Raw genomic sequence first — 15,473 nt, forward strand, 5'->3', positions numbered from 1 at the left:
GTTGGAATTCTCACTGCTGGGCCCGGTCGCGGTCACGACCGGCACCGGAGAGCTGCCGCTCGGGCCGGCCAAACGGCGCAGCGTGCTGGCGCTGCTGCTGTTGCAGCCCAACACCACCGTGCCACTTGAGCAGTTGATCGACTCCCTGTGGGAGGACGAGCCGCCCGAACACGCCCGTACGGTCGTCCAGGGACATGTCTCGCGGCTGCGCGCCACGCTCGCCGAGGGCGGGGCGGCGGCGTACGGGATCGAGCTGACCACCCATGGTTCTGCGTATCTGCTGCAGCTGCCGGAGGAGTTGATCGACGCCCACCGGTTCGGGGAGCTGGTGACGCTGGCGCGCCCGGAGGCCGCGCCGGGCGATGCCGTGCCACTGCTGCGGGAGGCGCTGGGGCTGTGGCGCGGCCCGGCGCTGACCGGCACGGTCACCAGCCCGCCGTTCGCGGCCGCGGCGCACGCCCTGGAGGAGCGCCGGCTGACGGCCGTCGAGGCGCTGGCGCGGGCACACGGCACGCTCGGTGAGCACGAGCAGGCGGCGGCCATCCTCTATTCCGCGGCCGTCAGCCATCCGCTGCGCGAAGGGCTGATCGCCGCGCTGATGCGGGCACTGTTCCGGGCGGGACGGCAGTCCGATGCGCTCGAGTGGTTCCACCGCACACGGCGGCTGCTCAACGAGGAGCTCGGCGTGGACCCGGGCGAGCGGCTGAGCGGCGCGTACGAGGAGATTCTGCGGGCGGAGCGGGAGGGGACCTCCGCGGCAAAGGGGTCCCCGGCTCCGGCCTCGGCTCCCGGCGGCGACGGCGGGCGCCCCGCGTCGGCCGGCGCGACGACTCCCGCGGCCGGACCGGGACGGGGGGCCGGGCAAGGCGGCGCCACGGCATCGGCTCCCGGTGCTCGGGAAGGGGCCACACGGGCCGCGCCGCGGCTGCTGCCCAGGCCGCCGGCCCGGTTCCTGGGACGCGATCATCAACTCGCCGCACTGACCGATGTCCTGACCGATCACACGACGGGCGAGAGCCCACTGGCCGTGATCGCCGGACCGGCCGGCGTCGGCAAGACCGCCTGCGCCGTGCAGTGGGCGCATCTGCATGCCGCGGCCTTCCCGGACGGCCAGCTCTTCGCCGATCTGCGCGGCTTCGGCGAGGGCGACGAGGCAGCGTCCGCCGAGATCCTGCGCGACTTCCTGCTCGCGCTCGGCACGCCGCCGGAGCGGGTACCCGGCTCGGCGCAGGCCGCCTCGGCGCTGTTCCGGTCACTGGTCGCCGAGCGCCGGCTGCTCGTCGTCCTCGACAACGCCCGCAGCTCCGCGCAGGTCCGGCCGCTGCTGCCCGGCGGTCCGCGCTGCGCCACGGTCGTCACCAGCCGCAGCCGGCTCGACGGGCTGGTCGCCACCGACTGGGCCCGGCCGGTGGGCATCCAGGCGCTCGGCCACGAGGAGGGCGCGGCGCTGCTGGGCGCGATGCTCGGCCCGGAGCGGGTCGCCGAGGACCCGGCCGCCGCCCGGGAGCTGGTGGATCTGTGCGACGGTCTGCCGCTGGCGCTGCGGGCCGCGGCCGCCCAGCTGACCGCCCGGCCGCGCTGGCGGCTGGCCCGGCTGGCGGCGGCACTGCGCGACGAACAGCGGCGGCTGGCGCTGCTGTCGGCGGAGGACAGCGGCATCGCCGCGGCACTCCGGATGTCGGTCGCGCGGCTGTCGGCGGACGACGCCCGGCTGCTCAGCGCGCTCGCCAAGAGCGCGGACGGGCATCTGAACGCGTCCGTGGCGGCGGCGCTCGCCGGGTACGACCCGGAGCGCACCCAGGACGGGCTGGACCGGCTGGCGGAGATGCATCTGGTGGACGAAGAGGCCACCGACGTCTACACGATCAGCACGCTCACCCAGCTGTTCGCGCGGGACGAGCGGGACGAGCGCGGCGAGAAGGGTGGCGGCGCCGGGAAGTGAACCGCCTCGGCGGGCGGTACGGGGGGCCCCGGCGCGTTAGGCAGGCGTTAGCGGAACGCCAACGCAGGGCGGCAAAGTGGTGGGCAGACCGCGGGACCGACGCCGGGGTGGCCGGCGCAGGACCGGCCTACGCGCCGGCCGGACCGCCGACAGGGGGAGGCCCGAGATGCCACGCAACGAGAACGCCCGCCGGCGTCACAGCCGTACGCTGCGCATCACCGCGGCCGGGCTGACCGCCGTCGCCGCGCTCGCCCTCACCGCCTGCGGCAGCCAGGACGACGCCAACGCACTGCAGACGCGGCCCGCCAAGCGGGTCGCCCCGGTCCCCCTGGCCGCCCGGTATCCGGCGGCCGGGGACACCTCCGACAGCATCGACGAGGGCAGTCGGGGGACCCGCGCCCGGCACACCGCCTGCGACGCCGCGAAGATCCGTATCGTGGCAGAGCCGCTCGCCCGGCCCGTCAACCACCTTCTTCTGAAGGCCACCAACACCTCCGGTTCCACGTGCGACCTCTACGCCGCGCCGTATCTGCGGTTCGATGACGCGCAGTCCCCGCTCGCCGACCTCCCGAGCAGCAAGCCGCAGGCGGTGGTCACCCTCGCCCCCGGCGCGTCCGGCTATGCCGGTGTGCTGACCTCGTCCGCCGACGGCAGCGGGCGCCATGGCCGCAAGGTGACCTCACTGAGCGTCAGTCTCCCCGGCCGGGACGGCAAGGGGAGCATCGGCGGCTCCGCGAAGGTGGCGCTGCCCGGCTCGGTGTACCTCGACGACAGTGCCTGGGTGACGTACTGGCAGTCGGACCCGAACGACGCCGCAGCTTGGTAGGCCGTCGCACCACCCCATGAACCAGGGCGCCCGCCCTCCCCCGAGCGGGCGCCCTGCCTTGTGCCCAAGCGCTCCGGCCACGCCGGGAGATGTCCCGTCATGTCCCGGCGATGCCCGTACGTTGTCCCGCTCCTGCCTCCTCTCACCCATGTCTCCGCAGGTCACCGGCTTGTGCTCGGCCGGGACGTCCCATGGGACACACAGCCACCGAGCGGCCGCCCGCCCCGGAACACGATGGTTGCCGTCGCCGCGACCGGACCATCCGGCGGCATACCGAGGGCCGACGCGGCAACCGCCCAACCGGCCGTACACGGAGGGGAATCGGCATGGACGAGCACCGGCACGGGAGCACGCAACTGGCAGACGGCACACACCCCGGGGAGGCTCTCGCGAACGGCAGCGGCGGCGAGGGGCCGGGGCTGCGCTCCCCGTTCCGCAGGACCCTGCTGCGCAAGGCGATACCCGCGGTGGCCGCGGCGGGCATAGGCATCGGCGCGTTCGCCGGGTTCGCCCACGGCAGCGAGGGCGGCGCCGCGGCAGCCGGCGGACACTCCGTGGCCACGACCAAGCTCTCCCGCGACACCACCGGCAAGGCCTCCGGCGCTTCCGCACTCACCGCCCGTACCGCGAGCGCCGGGTCCGTGCGGCAGGCCACGGCCGCCGACTTCCCCACCTGGGGCACGCGATGGGTGGTGCATGCCACCGCCGACACCAACTCGCCCTCGGTCGGAATGATCAATAAGTCCGCGCCCGGGCAGGACCGGATCACCGCGGACTACCAGGTGGACACCGGCCACAAGGTGTGTGAGGGCAACGCCTGCTCGACGTTCATGGCACATATCACCGGCCCGGTCAGCGGGTTCCTCAGCGTCGTCGCGGTGGACATTCCGCAGGACCGGCTGCCGGGTGTGCCGGTCCATGGCAGCCCGCAGCCTCCGCAGCCCGGCGGCACCCGCCAGGAGATGCTGAACCGCGCCGCCACCTGGCTCACCGCGAACGGCGGCGCCCAGGTCCCGTACAGCCAGGCGAAGGTCTGGAAGGACGGCTACCGCCAGGACTGCTCCGGCTATGCCTCGATGGCACTGGGCGTGCCGACACCCGGCACCAACACCGTGGGGCTGGCCACCGACCGCGGGATCACCCGGCCCCTCTCGGTGGGCGAGCTGAAGCCCGGTGACCTGCTGATAGACGCGGCTGGCGACAGCAACACCCGGCATGTGGTGATCTTCGAGAAGTGGGACAACGATGCGCACTCCTCGTACACCGCGTACGAACAGCGCGGTGGGCACGGCACCGACCACCGGAGCCTGACATACGGGCTGCCGGGCGGTGACTCGGAGTTCAAGCCGTACCGACCGGTGAAGTTCGGAGACTGAGCCCGTGCGGCTGGCGATGTTTCACGTAAAACATCGCGCCGTCGGAAGCACGTGATCGGCATCGCGCGGTTTCACGTGAAACGTCACCAACCGGTCCGGGTCGGATCCGGATCGCGTAACGAGGGGTACTTCCGCCACAGGGGAGCGGAAGTGCCCCTCGCATGCGCATGTCCGCTGTGCTGGAATGCCAGACGTGCCTGGCAATCCGAACCAGCCCGCAAATGTCCGCCGTAAGCCACTGGCCCCTCTGCCTGACGAACTCACCGGACCCATACGGGACTTTGTCTCGGCGCTGCGCCGTATGCATGGCGAACTGGGCTACAGCCTCAAGGACATGGAGAGCCGGCTGCCCGCCAGCCGTTCCTCCCTCTCGCGCTATCTGCGCGGCCAGAGCCTGCCGGACGAGCGGCTGCTGGTGCAGTGGTGCAAGCTCTCCTTCACCGGCGAGGACCGGCTGCCCGCGCTGGTCGAGCTGCTGCACCGGGCGCATGAGGCGGCGGACGGCACGCCGCCACCGGCCGCGGAGACCGAGGTCGCCGCCGGGACGGACGCCCAGGACCCGGTACCGCCCGGACGGCGGCGGCTGCCGCTGGTGCTCGCCGTGGCCGGTACGGTCGCCGTGCTGACCGCCGCCGCGTTCGCCGTACCGGCGCTGACCGGCGGGACGGACGGGCCCCAGGGCACTGCGGCGGGCACCGGCTCGGCCCGGATCACCGTGCACAACGTGGAGCGGGACTGCCGGCACAGCCGCAGTGAGAACTGCGCGCTCGGGCTGGCTCTCGACCCCTACGCCCCCTACCGCCGCTCCAATGTCGCCGGGCATGTCTGGCACGGCGACACGCTGCACGCCCGCTGCCGGATCGCCAACGGGGTCACGGTCACGGACGAGGCGGGCGGACACAGCAGCATGTGGTTCCAGGTCGACCACGACGGCAAGCAGGTGTGGGTACCGGGCATCCGGATTCGCCCGGAACAGCTGGAGAACAGCGGCTTGCCCAGTTGTCCGGACTGATCCCGCCCACACCCCTTGACCTGCAAAGACGCCACCGCCATGAACCGAACCTGGTGTCCGGACCGGCAATCGATATCGTGGCGGTGCCATGACACGGACAACTCGCTGATCCGCAGTGACTTACTGGGGGACCCACCCATGACCGCACGCCGCTCCCGACGCTCCGCCGCGTATGCCACGCTGGCCCTCGCGCTCGCCGGCTCGCTCGCGCTGACCGGCTGCAACAGCCACTCCTCGAAGAAGTCGAAGAGGAGCTCTTCCTCTTCCTCGACCTCGAAGAGCAAGAAGCACAAGATCATCGGTGGTACCGCGGGTGCGGGTGCGGGTGCAGGCGCCGCTGCGAACAGGCGGCGGAGCATGTGCCGCCCCGTGCCCGGCTCGTTCAGGTTCGTTCAGGTGTCCCAGCCGAGCCACGTGATCCTGAAGTACCGCAACAAGAGCAGCTCGTCCTGCTACCTCTACAACGCTCCGATGCTGTTCCGCGGCGACGCCCCCTCCAAGGACGGGTCGTACGACAGCACGAAGCCGCTGGGACTCTACGAAAGCACACCGGAGAACCTGGACAACCACCGGATCTCGGTCGCGCCGGGCGCAACCGCCTATGCGACCATCCCCACCAAGTCCGCCTCGGACAAGGGGAAGAAGCAGAACCTCATGTACTTCGGCGTCATGAGGACGTACAGCTTCTCCCTGCAGGGGACGGCCACCGCCCTGCACTTCGGCCAGTATGACCAGCACCCGTCGATCGGTGCGACCGCCAAGGTCAGCGACTGGTACCTGAGCCTGGTCCAGGCCCAGTTGGCGACCAACTCCCGCCCGGTCAAGACCGACAAGTAGCCCCAGCCGACAGGGGAGTTGTCCCCTGCGCGGTGTACGTCCTTGCTGGTTTCACGTGAAACCAGCAAGGACGAAAGCCGTCGGTCCTACGCTCCCTCGTCCAGCCCCGCCAGGACGAGTGCCAGCCGGGATGCCCCGCCGTCGACGACCCGCACCGGAACTCCCCAGTCCTGCTGGTGCACATGGCAGGCGGGGTACTCGATCGCGGGGTCGTCGTCGCAGGACGCCGCCATCGCCGAGACATGCAGCACGCCCTCGGTCACGCCGTCGGCGAGCACCAGATCCCGGCTGAGGTCGGTGTCCGGGCCCGCGCCGTCGGCGAGCAGTTCCGGCGGGGTTGCGCTGACCAGCAGGCGCGTCGAGGGGCCGTAGCGGGTATCGAGCTTCTGCCCGGCGGGCGCCTGGAAGACCACGTCCAGCCGGAGCTTGCCCGCGGCCACCTCGGTGGCCGCGCGCTGGGTGCGATGCGCCACCGACTCGACGCGGACCGCCTCCTCCGGCAGCCGCAGCCGGGTCAGGCGGTGCCGCGCGGACTCCACCACCACGATGTCGTCGTCGGCCAGCACGGCCGCCGAGGGCTCGCGCAGATCCGTCGCCAGCGTCGTCACCTCGCCGCTCACGGGGTCGAAGCGGCGCAGCGCGTGGTTGTACGTGTCCGCGATGGCGACCGATCCGTCGGGCAGCGCCGTGACGCCCAGCGGGTGCTGCAGCAGCGCCTGATCGGCGGCGCCGTCGCGGTGCCCGAAGTCGAAGAGCCCGGTGCCTACAGCCGTACGGACCTCATAGCCGTCGCCGGTGTCCGTGCGCTGCACCCAGCGCACCGCACTGGTCTCGGAGTCCGCGATCCACAGCCGGTCCCCGGCCGCCGCGAGCCCGGACGGCTGGGCGAACCACGCCTCCTCGGCCGGACCGTCCACCAGTCCCTCGTTGGTGGTGCCGGCCGCGACCTGGACCGTGCCGGCCTCCGGGTCGTACGTCCACAGCTGGTGCACGCCTGCCATCGCGATCCACAGCCGGTCCTGCCACCAGGCGATGTCCCACGGCGAGGAGAGATCCACCTCGCGGGCCGGTCCCGAGGTCGGCGAGCCCTGCCACCACTGCTTGCCGGTGCCCGCCACCGTCTCCAGCGCGCCGCTCTCGGGGGCGAAGACCCGGATGGCGTGGTTGACGGTGTCCGCGACGGCGACCTTCCCGTCGGGCAGCAGCGCCAGGCCCTGCGGCTCATTGAAGGAGCCGGCGTCCAGCCCGCGCTCGCCGTTCCCGATCCGGCGCAGCACCCGTTCGCCGTCCGCGGCGAGCTCCACCAGCTGGTGCCGGGTGGTGTCCGAGACGAGGAAGCTGCCTCCGGGGAGCCGTACGGCCTTGCCGGGAAAGCGCAGATCGGTGGCGACCGGCTCCGGCGGCACGTAGGGGCCGTCGCCCCGGCGCAGCGTCCCCTTCGCGGCATGCTCGGCCGTCAGCTCCTCGACCAGCTTCTCCAGGGCATGCGCATGGCCCTCACCGGCATGCTGGGCGACCACATAGCCCTCGGGGTCGATGACGACGAGGGTGGGCCAGGCCCGGACGGCGTACTGCTTCCAGGTGGCGAGCTCCGGGTCGTCGAGGACCGGGTGCTCGACGCCATAGCGCTCCACGGCGTCCACGACTGCTTGGTGCTCCGCCTCGTGGACGAACTTGGGGGAGTGCACGCCGATGATCACGACGGTGTCGCGGTGGCGTTCCTCCAGTACGCGCAGCTCGTCCAGGACGTGCAGGCAGTTCACACAGCAAAACGTCCAGAAATCGAGGATGACAATGCGTCCTCGCAGGTCAGACAGGGTGAGTTCATTACCGCCGGTGTTGAGCCAGCCGCCCTTGCCGATCAGCTCGGGGGCCCGGACGCGCGCACGTGAAGCCATGTCCCCATTCAACGTCACCCCGGTGCGTGCGCATTCCGCAGGGGGCCCGGGGAACACCTCAGCCATGCTGCACTCACCCGGGGGCCGGCCCCCGTCCCCCCGCAAGTACCTCGTACGCGACCGGATCCTCGGCATCGGCGACGACTACTGGATCGAGGACGATCACGGCCGGCATGCCTTCCTCGTCGACGGGAAGGCGCTGCGGCTGCGCGAGACCTTCGAGCTCAAGGACCTGCAGGGCCGGGTGCTGATCACCATCCGCAAGAAGATGCTGGCCCTGCGCGACACCATGACCATCGAGCGCGACGACCGGCCGCTGGCCACCGTCCGCCGCAAGCGGCTCTCGCTGCTGCGCAACCACTACCGCGTGGAGCTGGTGGACGGCACCGAGCTGGACGTCAGCGGCAAGATCCTGGACCGGGAGTTCGCGGTCGAGTACGAGGGCGAACTGCTGGCCGACATCTCGCGGCGCCGACTGACCGTACGGGACACGTACGGGGTCGATGTCGTTCGGGAGGACGCGGACCCGGCGCTGTTGATCGCCGTCGCGGTGTGTGTGATCCGGCTGGCGGAGCGGGAGCGCGGGGAGGACTGACGTCCCCGCCCGGCGCGCGCTATGGCCGGTCGAGGCCCAGGACCCGGTCGCGCAGGACGGGAAAGTCGGCGCGGGTCCTGGCGACCTTGGCCGGGTCGAGGTCGACGGTCAGCACCTCTTCGTCCGGCCCGGCCTCGGCCAGTACCTCGCCCCAGGGGTCGACGACGACGCTGTGACCGGCCTGTTCGACATCGGCGTGGGTGCCTGCGGTGCCGCAGGCCAGGACGTAGCACTGGTTCTCCACTGCACGGGCGCGGGCCAGCAGCGACCAGTGTGCGCGGCGGCGGGCCGGCCAGCCGGCGGGCACGATCAGCAGCTCCGCGCCGGCCGCCGTCAGCTGCCGGAAGAGTTCCGGAAAACGGAGGTCGTAGCACGTGGCCAGGCCCGCGGTGGTCCCCGGCAGGCCGACCGTGACGGCCCGGTCGCCGGCGCCCAGCAGGACCGCCTCGCCCTGGTCGAAGCCGAAGCGGTGGATCTTGCGGTAGTCGGCGGCGAGCCGGCCCTCGGGGGAGAAGACCAGCGAGGTGTTGTACAGGGTGCCGTCGGCGGCGCGTTCGATGACCGATCCGGCGTGCAGCCAGACTTCGGCGTCCCGCGCGGCGGCGGCCATCGCGTCATGAGTCGGGCCGGTCAGCGGTTCCGCCTCGGTGGCGAAGAGGTCGGCGGCGAACGCACCGACCGGCCACAGCTCGGGAAGCACCACAAGATCGCTGCCGGACTGCTCACGCACCAGCGAAGCCACCCGCAGCCGCCGGGAATTGACGGATTCCGCCGGATCCACGCCAATCTGCAGCAGGGAAGCGCGCACAGTACCACCGCCTAAGCCTTCGAACCGGGCTGCCGTCAAACATCCACCTACGATGGTCACCCGAAAGCACTGCCGGGGTGCCCGTGCGCAGCGTAACTTAACTGCACAGACAGCAGCCCGCGTACGAACCGTCCGAGGGGTCCCGTGACCGTCCATCCCAGCCTTCAGTCCTCCATCGATGCCTGGACGCACTCCATAGAAGCAATAGCCGAGCTGGTGACTCCGCTCGTCGAGGGCGAGTGGAGCAGGGCGACGGACCTCCCAGGCTGGTCCGTGCGCGATGTCGTCTCGCATGTGATCGGCCTGGAGTGCGAGATGCTCGGCGACCCACGGCCGATCCACACCCTGCCGCGCGACCTCTACCACGTGCGCAGCGAGTCGGCCCGCCGTATGGAGGTGCAGGTCGATGTCCGGCGGCACCACACCGCGCCGGAGATGCTCAGCGAGCTCGAATACACCGTGATCCGCCGCTCCCGGCAGCTGCGCAACGAGACCCGCCAGCCGGACACGGTGGTGCGCAGCCCGCTCGCCGAGGACCGACCGCTGGACTTCGTGCTCCAGCAGCGGGCCTTCGACGTCTGGGCGCATGAGCAGGACCTGCGCCGGGCGCTCGGCAAGCCCGGCAATCTCGACTCCCCCGGCGCCCATCTGACGCGCGATCTGTTGCTGAAGACGCTGCCCGCCGTGGTCGCCAAGAGGGCCCAGGCACCCGCCGATTCCGCCGTGGTCTTCGATGTCAGCGGCTCGCTGGAGTTCATGCGCACGGTACGCATCGACTCCGAGGGCAAGGGCACGATCAACGGCAGCGTCTCGCTCGGCCCGACGGTGACGCTCGCCATGGACTGGGACATCTTCCACCGTCTGGCCTGCGGCCGGATGCGCCCGGCGGCCGTCGCCGATCAGATCAAGATCGACGGCGATCAGGAGCTGGCCGCGGCGATCCTGGACAACTTCGCGGTCACGCCGTAACCGACGCCGGCTTCGAGGGACGCCCCGGCCGGAAACGGCACTGACGGGGCGTCTCTGGCGAGCGGCGGCCGGCGGCGGCCTGGTGCCTGTACGCGGCGGAGGACCAGCGAGGACCGCACTGTTTCACGTGAAACAGTGCGCTCCGCCGATGATCTCCATGCGCCGCACCGGAATCGGGGCCAGGCGGCGCCGGGCACCGGATTCCGGCCCTGGCCTCACGCCGGGACGTGGACCGCCTCAACCCGGCTGACGACCAGCCGTTCACGCTCGCGGCGGGCCGCGCGGCTGCGCAGGCGCAGGATCTGGGAGACACCGAGCGTCTCCAGGACGAAGACCGAGGCGAAGGCGATCCGGTAGTTGTCACCGGTCGCATCGAGCAGCACCCCGATGGCGAGCAGGGTCGTCATCGAGGCGGTGAAGCCGCCCATGTTGACGATGCCGGAGGCGGTGCCCTGACGCTCGGGTGGGTTGGCGGGCCGCGCGAAATCGAAGCCGATCATCGAGGCGGGGCCACAGGCGCCCATGACCGTGCACAGCACGATCAGCAGCGCCATGGGCGCGTGATCGTCCGGCCACGACAGGGTGATCGCCCACAGCAGGGCGGTGGCACCGACCGTGCCCAGGGCCAGCGGCATACGGGCCGCGTGGTGGCGGGCGATGACCTGGCCGTAGATCAGGCCGACGGCCATGTTGGAGAGCACGATGAGGGTGAGCAGCTCACCGGCGGTGCCACGGGAGAGGCCCTGCGCCTCGACGAGGAACGGCAGGCCCCACAGCAGCAGGAAGACCATCGCCGGGAACTGAGTGGTGAAGTGCACCCACATGCCCAGCCGGGTGCCGGGCTCGCGCCAGGCATCCGCGATCTGCCGGCGGACGAAGGCCGCGCCGGTGTGCTCGGTGGACGCGGGCGGCGGCTCGTACCCCTCGGGGTGGTCCTTGAGGAAGAGCAGCAGCAGGACCAGGACGGCGATGCCGCCCACCGCGCTGGAGGCGAAGGTCGGGGTCCAGCCGAAGCTGTGCAGGAAGCGGGCGAGCACCAGGGTGGAGATCAGGTTGCCCGCCATCCCGACGAGCGCCGCGATCTGCGCGATCATCGGGCCACGGCGGGCCGGGAACCATCGCGAGCCCAGCCGCAGCACGCTGATGAAAGTCATCGCGTCACCGCAGCCGAGCAGGGCACGTGAGCCGAGCGCCATGGCGTACGACGTGGAGAGCGCGAAGCCGAACTGGCCGACGGTGTAGAGCACCACGCCGATGGTCAGCACTTTCTTGGTGCCGAGCCGGTCGACGAGCAGGCCGACGGGTATCTGCATGCCCGCGTACACCAGCAGCTGCAGGATCGAAAACGTCGACAGCGCCGAGGCGTTGATGTGGAAGCGTTCGGCGGCGTCCAGGCCCGCCACGCCCAGGCTCGTCCGGTAGGTGATCGCGACGAAGTAGACCGCGACGCCGATGCCCCAGACCGCCATGGCCTTACGGCCTCCGGGCGGGTCCGCGGGCAGCAGCCGCGGGGCGCCGCTGCCCATGCCGGCGCCGCCGGTACTTCCCCCGCTCATCGCACCTCTCCCTGCGCCAGGTTGCGGACCCAGCTGACGTGCCGGTGCACGGCGTCGGTCGCCGCGTCCGGGTCGCCGTCCCGCAGCGCCTGGAGGATCTCCGCGTGCTCGGCGATGTTCTTGGCGATCCGGTCCGGGTGCGCGTGCATGACGGCGACGCCCATCCGCAGCTGGCGATCGCGCAGCTGCTCGTAGAGCCGGTCCAGGATCTGGTTGCCGGCGCTGCGCACGATGGCGGCGTGGAAGCAGCGGTCGGTGACCGAGACGGCGGCGAGATCGCCCGCTGCGGCCTGCTCCCGCATCTTCTCCAGCAGTTCCTCGAGCTCGGCGGTCAGCACCTCGCTCGCGGGTACGGCCTTGGCCGCCGCGTGCTTCTCCACCAGCAGCCGGGTCTCGACGACGTCGGCGATCTCCTGTGCGGAGACCGGCAGCACCAGCGCACCCTTCTTCGGGTAGAGCTTGATCAGCCCCTCGACCTCCAGCCGCAGCAGCGCCTCCCGCACCGGCGTCCGCGACACCCCCACGGCCTCGGCCAGTTCGCCCTCGGTGAGCAGCATGCCGCCCTCGTAGTGGCGCTGCAGGACGGCGTCCTTGATGTGCGCATAGACCCGCTCGGCGGCGGGAGGCTGCTTGGCGGGAGCGGGACCAGATCTGGCGGGGGCGGCGGACGCCGACGGAGAGGGCATGCGCACAGGATAGATACAACAGGTATGCGTCCGACACCGCATTCCGTGATGCGGACAAAAGGAGACCCTTTTGTACTGGTAAGAGCCTTACGCGCCCTGCCCGCCCGCTCCTTACCCGGGCATCCGCCCCTGCGCGATCAAGCGGTTCACGACCTGGGAGTGTGCGGGCGCGCACCGCTCCCGCGCCTCCTGCCGGTCGAACCAGGCGTACTCGGCGATCTCCCGCCCCGGCTCGGGGACGATGTCCTGGGGACCTCCGGTGAAGCACGTCATATGCAGCCGGCGGCCGTTCTTGCCGTGCGCAACGTCGTGGATGACGAATGCCTGCGAAAACTGCTCCGCAGGAACGACCAGCCCGAGCTCTTCGGACAGCTCCCGCGCCAGCGCCTCCGGGGCGGTCTCCCCCGGCTCGTACTTGCCGCCCGGAAGGTAGAACGTGTCATTGCCCCGGGTCCGCACGCTCAGCAGCCGGCCGTCGCGCACATGCAGCCACGACACCGACCGCAGCGGCGCCTCCCGCTCCAGGGCGATCAGCGGGTGCCCGGTCTCCTCGTCCGTCCGCCGCGCCCGCTCGGTAAATCCCAGATGCTGGTAGAAACGGCGGGCACGGGCGTTCTCCTCGAAGACCTCGAGGCGCAGCGCGCCGCGCAGTGCCGCCGCGTGCTCCACCAACTCCCGGCCGATGCCGCGCCCTTGGTCCTCGGGCGCCACGAACAGCCCACCGATCTCGGCGCCGGTCCCGGTGCCGCCCTCGCCATGGCCGTCCAGTAGCCCGAGGAGCCCCACGACCCGGCCGGCGCGCTCCGCGACCCAGTTCTCCGCCCGGACGAGATACACCTCGCGTACGACCCGCGCCCGCTCGCCCTCGCCCTCCCCCTCGATGAACGGATGCGCCTGCCGCGCGGCGCGGGACCACAGGTCGGTCACCGCGTTACGGTCGGCCGCCCGATAACGCCTGATGATCATTTCGTCGCTCACCCCACCGACCGTAAGCAGCCCGGTCAACGGCGGCAAACCCTTTCCCGCCCGCCCACACCCCCTGCCTGAAGGGGGACCCAAGGGGGATGAGGGGTCCGACTAAAGGCTTACGGGAGTCCGTACCTGACGCGTACGGACCGGCCCGAATCCCATGGGTGAATAGAGGCAGGAGCCGGGGCGGCTCCGCCACTCAAGGGGAGTTGATGATGCAGCCCAGGACGAACGCCGGACGCCGGACCAGGAACACCGTCGTGGTGGCACTGATCGTCGCCGCCGTCTGGGCGAGCAGCACGCTGGCCCGGCGCGCGGCGCATGCCGACGATCCGGACGGGCCGACCGGACCGGTGGCGCACTTCAGCCGGGCGGTGGAGCTGCTGCGAGGCTGACCGTCGAAAACGGAGACGGCCAGGGCAGGAACGGCCAGGGGCGGTGTTTCACGTGAAACACCGCCCCTGCTGCCGAGTTCGGCGTCGCCGGCTCAGCCCCAGGTGATGAGGCGCTTGGGGTGTTCCAGGATCGCCGCGATATCCGCGAGCAGCTTGGAACCCAGTTCGCCATCGATCAGACGGTGGTCGAAGGACAGCGCCAGGGTGGTGACCTGGCGGGCCTTCACCTTGCCCTTGTGAACCCAGGGCTGGAGCTTGACCGCGCCGAAGGCGAGGATCGCGGACTCCCCCGGGTTGAGGATCGGCGTGCCGGTGTCGACTCCGAAGACACCGACGTTGGTGATGGTGACCGTGCCTCCGGACATGGCAGCCGGGGACGTCTTGCCGTCGCGGGCCGTGGCGACAAGCTCGCCCAGTTCCGCGGCGAGCTCGGGGAGCGTCTTGACGCCCGCGTCCTTGATGTTGGGGACGATCAGGCCGCGCGGAGTGGCCGCCGCGATACCGAGGTTGACGTAGTCCTTGTAGACGATCTCCTGATTCGCCTCGTCCCAGGCCGCGTTGACCTCCGGGTGCCGCTTGATGGCGACCAGGAAGGCCTTGGCGACGAGCAGCAGCGGGTTGACGCGCAGCCCGGCCATGTCCGGGTCCTGCTTCAGCTGCTGGACGAGCTTCATCGTGCGGGTCACATCGACGGTGATGAACTCCGTGACATGGGGCGCGGTGAAGGCCGAATTGACCATCGCCTGGGCGGTGGCCTTGCGTACGCCCTTGACCGGCACCCGGCGCTCGCGGGCGACGGTATCGACCGCGCCCAGCTCGGCGGGGGCCACGGTTTCGGGTTCCGGGGCGGCAGCAATGGACGGTGCCGGGGCGGCCGCCGCGTGGATGTCCTCGCGGGTGATGATGCCGCCCGGACCGGTCGGTGCGATCGTCGCCAGGTCGATGCCGAGGTCCTTGGCGAGCTTGCGTACCGGGGGCTTGGCCAGCGGACGGCCGGGCACCACGGCGGGTACGACCGGCGCGACCGGCGCGACCGGCGCCGCGGCCACCGGAGCGACCGCGGAACGGCCGTTCAGCTCGGCCTGCAGCGCGGCGTTCACCGGCTCCGGCTGGGATCCGATGAGGGCGTGCGAAGCACTCGTCGTGGGGCGGTGGTCGGGCGACGGACGGGCACCCGTCGCGGCGCCGGGCTGCGGCTTGCGGGCCCGGCGCTTGGTCGAGGCCGGAGCGGCGCCGTAGCCGACCAGTACCGCCTGCCGGCCCTGCGGCTCCGCGTCCTCCTCGACGGGCGCGGTGGGCGCGTCCGCGGCCGGTGCGGGCCCGGCTCCGGGGTCGGTGTCCACGGAGATGATGGCGGTGCCGACATCGACGGTGACGCCCTCGTCGAAGTGCAGCGCATGCACCACGCCGTCATAGGGGCTGGGCAGTTCGACGGCGGCCTTGGCGGTCTCGACCTCACAGATGACCTGGCCGTCGGTGACGGTGTCGCCCGGCTGGACGTACCACTTGAGGATCTCGGCCTCGGTAAGCCCCTCGCCCACGTCGGGCATCTTGAACTCGCGGAAGCGCTGGGCGCCTGCGGTGGTTGCAGTCATGGTCACGAA

14 protein-coding genes are annotated in these 15,473 nt (G+C 71.3%); 8 read left to right on the top strand and 6 right to left on the bottom strand.

Annotation, left to right across the window (positions count from 1 at the left end; translation table 11 throughout):
- The first annotated feature begins 1 nt into the window (after nucleotide 1).
- The 5 genes from AC5677_RS19075 (at nucleotide 2) to AC5677_RS19095 (ending at nucleotide 5,993) form a co-directional block, all read left to right on the top strand.
- A complete protein-coding gene (locus tag AC5677_RS19075) occupies nucleotides 2-1,942 on the top strand; it encodes an AfsR/SARP family transcriptional regulator (protein WP_497196219.1) in 1,941 nt (646 codons plus the stop codon).
- Nucleotides 1,943-2,108: 166 nt separating this feature from the next.
- On the top strand, nucleotides 2,109-2,768 hold the full coding sequence (locus AC5677_RS19080; protein WP_497196220.1) for a DUF4232 domain-containing protein: 660 nt from the start codon (nucleotides 2,109-2,111) through the stop codon (nucleotides 2,766-2,768).
- Nucleotides 2,769-3,094: 326 nt separating this feature from the next.
- Entirely contained in the window at nucleotides 3,095-4,144 is a 1,050-nt protein-coding gene (locus AC5677_RS19085) for an NlpC/P60 family protein (RefSeq protein WP_497196221.1), read from the top strand.
- Nucleotides 4,145-4,445: 301 nt separating this feature from the next.
- Complete coding sequence (locus AC5677_RS19090; RefSeq protein ID WP_497196222.1) at nucleotides 4,446-5,156, top strand: helix-turn-helix domain-containing protein; 711 nt, start codon at nucleotides 4,446-4,448, stop codon at nucleotides 5,154-5,156.
- Between the two features lie 138 nt (nucleotides 5,157-5,294).
- The gene (locus AC5677_RS19095) at nucleotides 5,295-5,993 is read left to right on the top strand and encodes a DUF4232 domain-containing protein (protein ID WP_497196223.1); all 699 of its coding nucleotides are present in this window, start codon (nucleotides 5,295-5,297) and stop codon (nucleotides 5,991-5,993) included.
- A gap of 86 nt (nucleotides 5,994-6,079) precedes the next feature.
- Here AC5677_RS19095 and AC5677_RS19100 read toward each other — a convergent pair whose 3' ends face one another.
- Nucleotides 6,080-7,891 (bottom strand): NHL domain-containing thioredoxin family protein, encoded by a 1,812-nt coding sequence (locus AC5677_RS19100; protein WP_497196224.1) that lies wholly within the window; start codon nucleotides 7,889-7,891, stop codon nucleotides 6,080-6,082.
- A gap of 64 nt (nucleotides 7,892-7,955) precedes the next feature.
- On the opposite strand from AC5677_RS19100, the gene AC5677_RS19105 reads away from it, so the two are divergent.
- A complete protein-coding gene (locus AC5677_RS19105; RefSeq protein ID WP_497196225.1) occupies nucleotides 7,956-8,486 on the top strand; it encodes an LURP-one-related/scramblase family protein in 531 nt (176 codons plus the stop codon).
- 19 nt (nucleotides 8,487-8,505) lie between these two features.
- Here AC5677_RS19105 and AC5677_RS19110 read toward each other — a convergent pair whose 3' ends face one another.
- The gene (locus AC5677_RS19110) at nucleotides 8,506-9,294 is read right to left on the bottom strand and encodes a carbon-nitrogen family hydrolase (RefSeq protein WP_497196226.1); all 789 of its coding nucleotides are present in this window, start codon (nucleotides 9,292-9,294) and stop codon (nucleotides 8,506-8,508) included.
- A gap of 144 nt (nucleotides 9,295-9,438) precedes the next feature.
- On the opposite strand from AC5677_RS19110, the gene AC5677_RS19115 reads away from it, so the two are divergent.
- The gene (locus AC5677_RS19115; protein WP_497196227.1) at nucleotides 9,439-10,263 is read left to right on the top strand and encodes a maleylpyruvate isomerase family mycothiol-dependent enzyme; all 825 of its coding nucleotides are present in this window, start codon (nucleotides 9,439-9,441) and stop codon (nucleotides 10,261-10,263) included.
- A gap of 215 nt (nucleotides 10,264-10,478) precedes the next feature.
- Here AC5677_RS19115 and AC5677_RS19120 read toward each other — a convergent pair whose 3' ends face one another.
- The 3 genes from AC5677_RS19120 to AC5677_RS19130 all read right to left on the bottom strand — a co-directional run bounded on the left by AC5677_RS19120 (nucleotide 10,479) and on the right by AC5677_RS19130 (nucleotide 13,483).
- A complete protein-coding gene (locus AC5677_RS19120) occupies nucleotides 10,479-11,789 on the bottom strand; it encodes an MFS transporter (protein WP_497196679.1) in 1,311 nt (436 codons plus the stop codon).
- Between the two features lie 26 nt (nucleotides 11,790-11,815).
- Complete coding sequence (locus tag AC5677_RS19125; protein WP_497196228.1) at nucleotides 11,816-12,505, bottom strand: GntR family transcriptional regulator; 690 nt, start codon at nucleotides 12,503-12,505, stop codon at nucleotides 11,816-11,818.
- 111 nt (nucleotides 12,506-12,616) lie between these two features.
- The gene (locus AC5677_RS19130) at nucleotides 12,617-13,483 is read right to left on the bottom strand and encodes a GNAT family N-acetyltransferase (protein WP_497196229.1); all 867 of its coding nucleotides are present in this window, start codon (nucleotides 13,481-13,483) and stop codon (nucleotides 12,617-12,619) included.
- Nucleotides 13,484-13,686: 203 nt separating this feature from the next.
- Here AC5677_RS19130 and AC5677_RS19135 point away from each other — a divergent pair, with 203 nt between their 5' ends.
- The gene (locus AC5677_RS19135; protein WP_497196230.1) at nucleotides 13,687-13,869 is read left to right on the top strand and encodes a hypothetical protein; all 183 of its coding nucleotides are present in this window, start codon (nucleotides 13,687-13,689) and stop codon (nucleotides 13,867-13,869) included.
- Nucleotides 13,870-13,961: 92 nt separating this feature from the next.
- Here AC5677_RS19135 and AC5677_RS19140 read toward each other — a convergent pair whose 3' ends face one another.
- Nucleotides 13,962-15,464 (bottom strand): dihydrolipoamide acetyltransferase family protein, encoded by a 1,503-nt coding sequence (locus tag AC5677_RS19140; protein WP_497196680.1) that lies wholly within the window; start codon nucleotides 15,462-15,464, stop codon nucleotides 13,962-13,964.
- Nucleotides 15,465-15,473 lie beyond the last annotated feature (9 nt).

The organism is Streptomyces sp. JLSY215 (assembly GCF_059682825.1).